The organism is Mycobacterium sp. (assembly GCF_035314665.1).
Taxonomy (GTDB): domain Bacteria; phylum Actinomycetota; class Actinomycetes; order Mycobacteriales; family Mycobacteriaceae; genus Mycobacterium.
Genome location: NZ_DATFZD010000020.1, coordinates 1 through 4,362, shown reverse-complemented (window position 1 = coordinate 4,362; position 4,362 = coordinate 1). Strand labels below are relative to the sequence as shown.

The 4,362-nt window shown below is 63.4% G+C and carries 5 protein-coding genes and 1 pseudogene; 4 read left to right on the top strand and 2 right to left on the bottom strand.

The window, feature by feature from the left end:
* Window positions 1-193: 193 nt before the first annotated feature.
* The gene (locus tag VKI00_RS01310) at window positions 194-583 is read right to left on the bottom strand and encodes a hypothetical protein (RefSeq protein WP_414687092.1); all 390 of its coding nucleotides are present in this window, start codon (window positions 581-583) and stop codon (window positions 194-196) included.
* Window positions 584-877: 294 nt separating this feature from the next.
* Here VKI00_RS01310 and VKI00_RS01305 point away from each other — a divergent pair, with 294 nt between their 5' ends.
* The 4 genes and pseudogenes from VKI00_RS01305 to VKI00_RS01290 all read left to right on the top strand — a co-directional run bounded on the left by VKI00_RS01305 (window position 878) and on the right by VKI00_RS01290 (window position 3,730).
* Window positions 878-1,294: a DUF6188 family protein gene (locus tag VKI00_RS01305; RefSeq protein ID WP_324434688.1), complete on the top strand. Its 417-nt coding sequence runs from the start codon at window positions 878-880 to the stop codon at window positions 1,292-1,294.
* A gap of 64 nt (window positions 1,295-1,358) precedes the next feature.
* A pseudogene (locus VKI00_RS01300) lies at window positions 1,359-1,813 on the top strand (SRPBCC family protein).
* A gap of 43 nt (window positions 1,814-1,856) precedes the next feature.
* Window positions 1,857-2,360 carry a nuclear transport factor 2 family protein gene (locus VKI00_RS01295; RefSeq protein WP_324434686.1) on the top strand — a complete coding sequence of 168 codons (504 nt, stop codon included), beginning with the start codon at window positions 1,857-1,859 and terminating at the stop codon, window positions 2,358-2,360.
* Window positions 2,361-2,413: 53 nt separating this feature from the next.
* A complete protein-coding gene (locus VKI00_RS01290; protein WP_324434689.1) occupies window positions 2,414-3,730 on the top strand; it encodes a cytochrome P450 in 1,317 nt (438 codons plus the stop codon).
* 12 nt (window positions 3,731-3,742) lie between these two features.
* Here VKI00_RS01290 and VKI00_RS01285 read toward each other — a convergent pair.
* Window positions 3,743-4,362: dienelactone hydrolase family protein (locus VKI00_RS01285; RefSeq protein ID WP_324434685.1), on the bottom strand; the 620-nt coding region annotated here is incomplete at its 5' end.

The window sequence follows — 4,362 nt, the reverse complement described above, 5'->3', positions numbered from 1 at the left end:
GTCGACGACCTCGGTTTTGGTCTGTTCGTCGGTGGCGGTACGGCCCGGGTGCTCAACAGAATCGGCGGCCGATGAATGCAGCCGGCCTACCGCCAAAAACGCTGCGCCCAGGAAGAGCGTCGACGTCAACGCGGCAGCCAGCATTATCCGAGTCGCCGGCCACCGCAGCCGTTCGGCGGGGCCGGCCGCCGGGTCAGCCGTCCAAGGCAGCGAGGAGTTCCTTGATCCGGGCCGCTTCATCATCCGTCGGGATTTCGTCGGCCTCGATGGCGTCGAGGAGATCGGCCGTCAACCCCGCGCCGTTGGCGGTTTCCTGCGCTGAAAGCTTGGCGCGCCGACGTACGGCATACAGCTGTTGACCCAGCGTCGCGCCGGGCGCGTCGGCGGCCATGGCCATCAGATCGTCGTAACGCGTTCGAACTCCGCTCAGCGAGACGATGACAGACGGCGTCGCCCTGCCGCGCGACGCTGCTTTGGTGAGTGCGGTCTGCAGCTTTCGCAGGCCGGACAGGATCACCGCTGCGCGTCCGGAGAACTCCGGGTCGTGGTTGTCGGGCAGGGCGTCGATCGCTGCGGAGAACATCTGCATCGCCGCCTCGACCAAGCTAACGATGACCGGCGCCTCGCCGTCATCAGGTCCGCCGCCCTTGGAACGCTTTGTGCCGTGCAAGGAATCATTGAACTCGTCGATGATGATCACCCGTCTTGATCGCGATAGAAGACGTCGAAACGCTAGCGCGGATCCATCGTCTGTACAAGAGCAGTGCTGGCCACCAGGCCGTCGGCAACGCTAATAGATATATTCGCAACCATTCTTTTTGATGGTTTAGAGAACGATGGTCTTGTGCAAATGCCGAGCCGCGAGAAGAGTAAATGCATGACCGACCAGAAATTGATTGAGCACTGGATTCAAGGTTGTGCGGTGCAGCGGATCATGTTCCGCGACGGTCTGGTGCTCAACCTCGAGGATTACAACGAACTCGTCATCTCGACGCCGATAACTCTGACGCTGCCGGCCATCGCCAACTCGCCCGTCGAGGCCGTTTCCATCGACCCCAACGATCTAGCCGTCCAGGAGAGACCGCTGTTCGATTTCTCCGGAGCGACGTGCACCGACGTCACCTGGGATGACACCGGAGACCTGCACCCGGAATTCTCGGACGGACATCAGATCGACGTGCTGCCCGACGACAACGTCACCGCGTGGGAGCTGTACGGCAAATACCACGGCTACGCCGCCTGCCTGCCGCATGGCAAGGTGCGAGTGGTGCGGCACGACTTGCCGACCGACTAGTTGCTCGGCGTCAAGATCGGCATTTCCGGTCACCGGCCAAGCGCAGGCATGCTTGGATCGGCTCATGCAGGGCTCGGCGACGGTTCACATGGCGGCACCCGCGGACAAGACTGGAACCTGATCGCGGATGTCCGCAACATCGGGCGGTTCTCCCCCGAAACATTCGAGGCCGAATGGCTTGATGGAGCTACCGGGCCTGCGCTCGGGGCGCGATTCCGCGGCCACGTCAAGCGGAACGAAATCGGGCCGGTGTACTGGACCACCTGTCGGGTCACCGCGTGCGAACCCGGCCGGGAATTCGGCTTCGAGGTGCTCCTCGGCGACAGGGCGGTGAACAACTGGCATTACCGACTGGCGCCAAATGCCGGCGGCACCGACGTCACCGAATCATTTCGGATGGGCGCCTCGCCGATGACCACGCTGTATTACTGGATGTTCGGGGGTTTCCTGCGTCAGCGACGCAACATCCGCGACATGACCAAGACGCTGCACCGCATCAAGGAGGTTGCCGAGGCGTGAAAATCGCTGAAGACGTAGCACTATCGAGCTGAATGAGGTTGCCATGGGACAGTGGTCGCGCGATGAGATCGAGTCGGCCTTCGAACGGCACAAACAGGTTGTCGTAGAAATCGGTTCCAGTTGGGACTGGTCGCGATTCGCCGATCAGTTCACCGAGGATGCAACCTACGTCGAGCACACCTACGGAACCTTCCACGGGCGCGAGCAGATCCGCGCTTGGATTGTCTCGACGATGAATGTGTTCCCAGGCAGCGAGATGCCGTTCTATCCGACCTCCTGGTATTCCATTGACACCGACCGCGGTTGGGTGTTCTGCGAGTTCCTCAACCGGATGCGAGATCCCGGCGATGGCAGCATCCATCAGGCGGCCAACCTGTCGGTCATGAAATACGCCGGTGACGACTTGTGGAGTTATGAGGAAGACGCCTACAACCCGATGAACTTCCTGCCGGTGGTCCGCGACTACATCCAGCGGTCCAAGGCATGCGGCACGGTCACCGACGACGCGATCGCGTTCGCGAAGAACATGAATTGGGAACTGGCCTAGGGTTGCGATAGCACTGCCCGTCTAGGTGGAGGGCCCTACATGTGGACATCGCATTGAAGCAAAGGTTGCACTGGCTGGCGCTGCACGGCTTTATGCGCGGCCTGTCGTCGATCGGCGCACGACGGGGCGACCTGCAGGCCCGGTTGATCGCCGATCCGACGGTCAAAGCGGATCCGGTGCCGTTCTACGAGGAGGTGCGGGCCCGCGGTCCGCTGGTGCATTCACGCGTCGGCTACATCACCGCGGACCATGCGATTGGACATGAACTGCTGCGGTCGGATGACTTCCGGGTGCTCTCGATCGGGTCGAATCTGCCGGCGCCGCTGCGGTGGCTGGAGCGTCGCGCCCGCGACGAACTGCTCCATCCGTTGCGTCCGCCGTCGCTGCTGGCGGTGGAGCCGCCGGACCACACCCGCTACCGAAAGACAGTGTCGTCGGTGTTCACCACGAGGGCGGTCGCCGCACTGCGGGACGGCGTCGAGCAGACTGCGGTGATACTGCTCGATCAACTGTCCCGCGAACCGGGTGTCGTCGACATCGTCGACCGCTACTGCTCGCAGCTGCCGGTGGCGATCATCAGCGACATCCTTGGCGTACCCGACGCCGATCGTCGGCGCATTCTTGAGTTCGGCGAACTCGCTGCGCCCAGTTTGGATTTCGGCCTGCCTTGGCCGCAATACCGCCAGGTGCAGCGCGGGATCGAGGGATTCAACTACTGGCTGGCCGAGCATCTCCAACAGCTGCGCCGGAACCCCGGCGACGACCTGATGAGCCAGCTGATCCAGAAAGCCGAAAGCGGTTCGGCGGAAACGTATCTGGACGATGCCGAGCTCCACGCGGTCGCCGGTTTGGTGTTAGCGGCGGGCTTCGAGACGACGGTGAATCTGTTGGGCAACGGAATTCGCATGTTGTTGGATGCTCCTGAACATCTACACACACTCCGTCAGCGCCCGGAGCTGTGGCCCAACGCCGTCGAAGAGATCTTGCGTCTTGAATCGCCGGTGCAGCTCACCGCACGGTTGGCGCTCAACGACACAGAGGTAGCCGGTAAGTCGGTCAAACAAGGCGAACTGGTCGTGGTGTACGTTGCCGCGGCCAACCGTGACCCCGCCGTGTTCGCCGACCCGAACCGTTTCGACATCGAACGCGACAACGCCGGTAAACATCTTGCGTTTTCCGGTGGTCGGCATTTCTGCCTGGGAGCGGCGCTGGCCCGCGCCGAAGGCGAGGTGGGGCTGCGAGCATTCTTCGAACGCTTCCCCGACGTGCGTGCTGCCGGCGCGGGCAGTCGCCGCGACACCCGTGTTCTGCATGGTTGGTCGACGCTGCCGGTGGCGCTAGGCCCCGCGCGGTCGATGGCCACTCGATGAATTAGTGCAGAACTACGCGAGGTACTGGCCGAACCACTCCAGCACCCGCCCCCAGGCGTCGTGTGCGGCGGCGGCGTTGTAACGGGGTCCAGTGTCGTTGAAGAACGCATGGTCAGCGTCGGGTTCGACAACGATGTCGTTGATCAGCTCGGCACGGTCTAGGGCTGCTTTGGCCGCGGCCTGGGAACTCGTGACACGGGTGTCGAGGGCCCCGTAGAGCGCCAGCACGGCGGCGCGCTTGGAGCCGGCGAAATCGGGGTTGTTCGGCAGCGGCCCGTAGAACGGGACCGCGGCCGACAGCTCGGGCACGCCGGAAGCCAGCAGTTGCCATACGAGTCCGCCGCCAAAGCAAAACCCGACCACCGCGATTTTGTGGCCCGGAACCCGCATCTGCAGTTCGTCGATGCCGGAATTCAGGTCCGCGATCAAGCGGTCGGGCTTGGCGGCGCCGAGTGCAGCGGTGGCCTGCGCCGGATCGGCAAAGTGCCCGGTGCCGCCCTCCTCCGACAACAGATCGATGGCCAGTGCCGAGTAGCCGGCGCCGGCGAAACGTCCGGCCACCGACCGCACCCAGTCGTTCAGACCCTTGTTCTCGTGGATGACCAACACCCCGCGACGGGCGTTGTGTGCTT

Coding starts and splice junctions, on each gene's coding strand:
- VKI00_RS01310 (WP_414687092.1), bottom strand. CDS start 583: ATGTTCTCCGCAGCGATCGACGCCCTGCCCGACAACCACGACCCGGAG.
- VKI00_RS01305 (WP_324434688.1), top strand. CDS start 878: ATGACCGACCAGAAATTGATTGAGCACTGGATTCAAGGTTGTGCGGTG.
- VKI00_RS01295 (WP_324434686.1), top strand. CDS start 1,857: ATGGGACAGTGGTCGCGCGATGAGATCGAGTCGGCCTTCGAACGGCAC.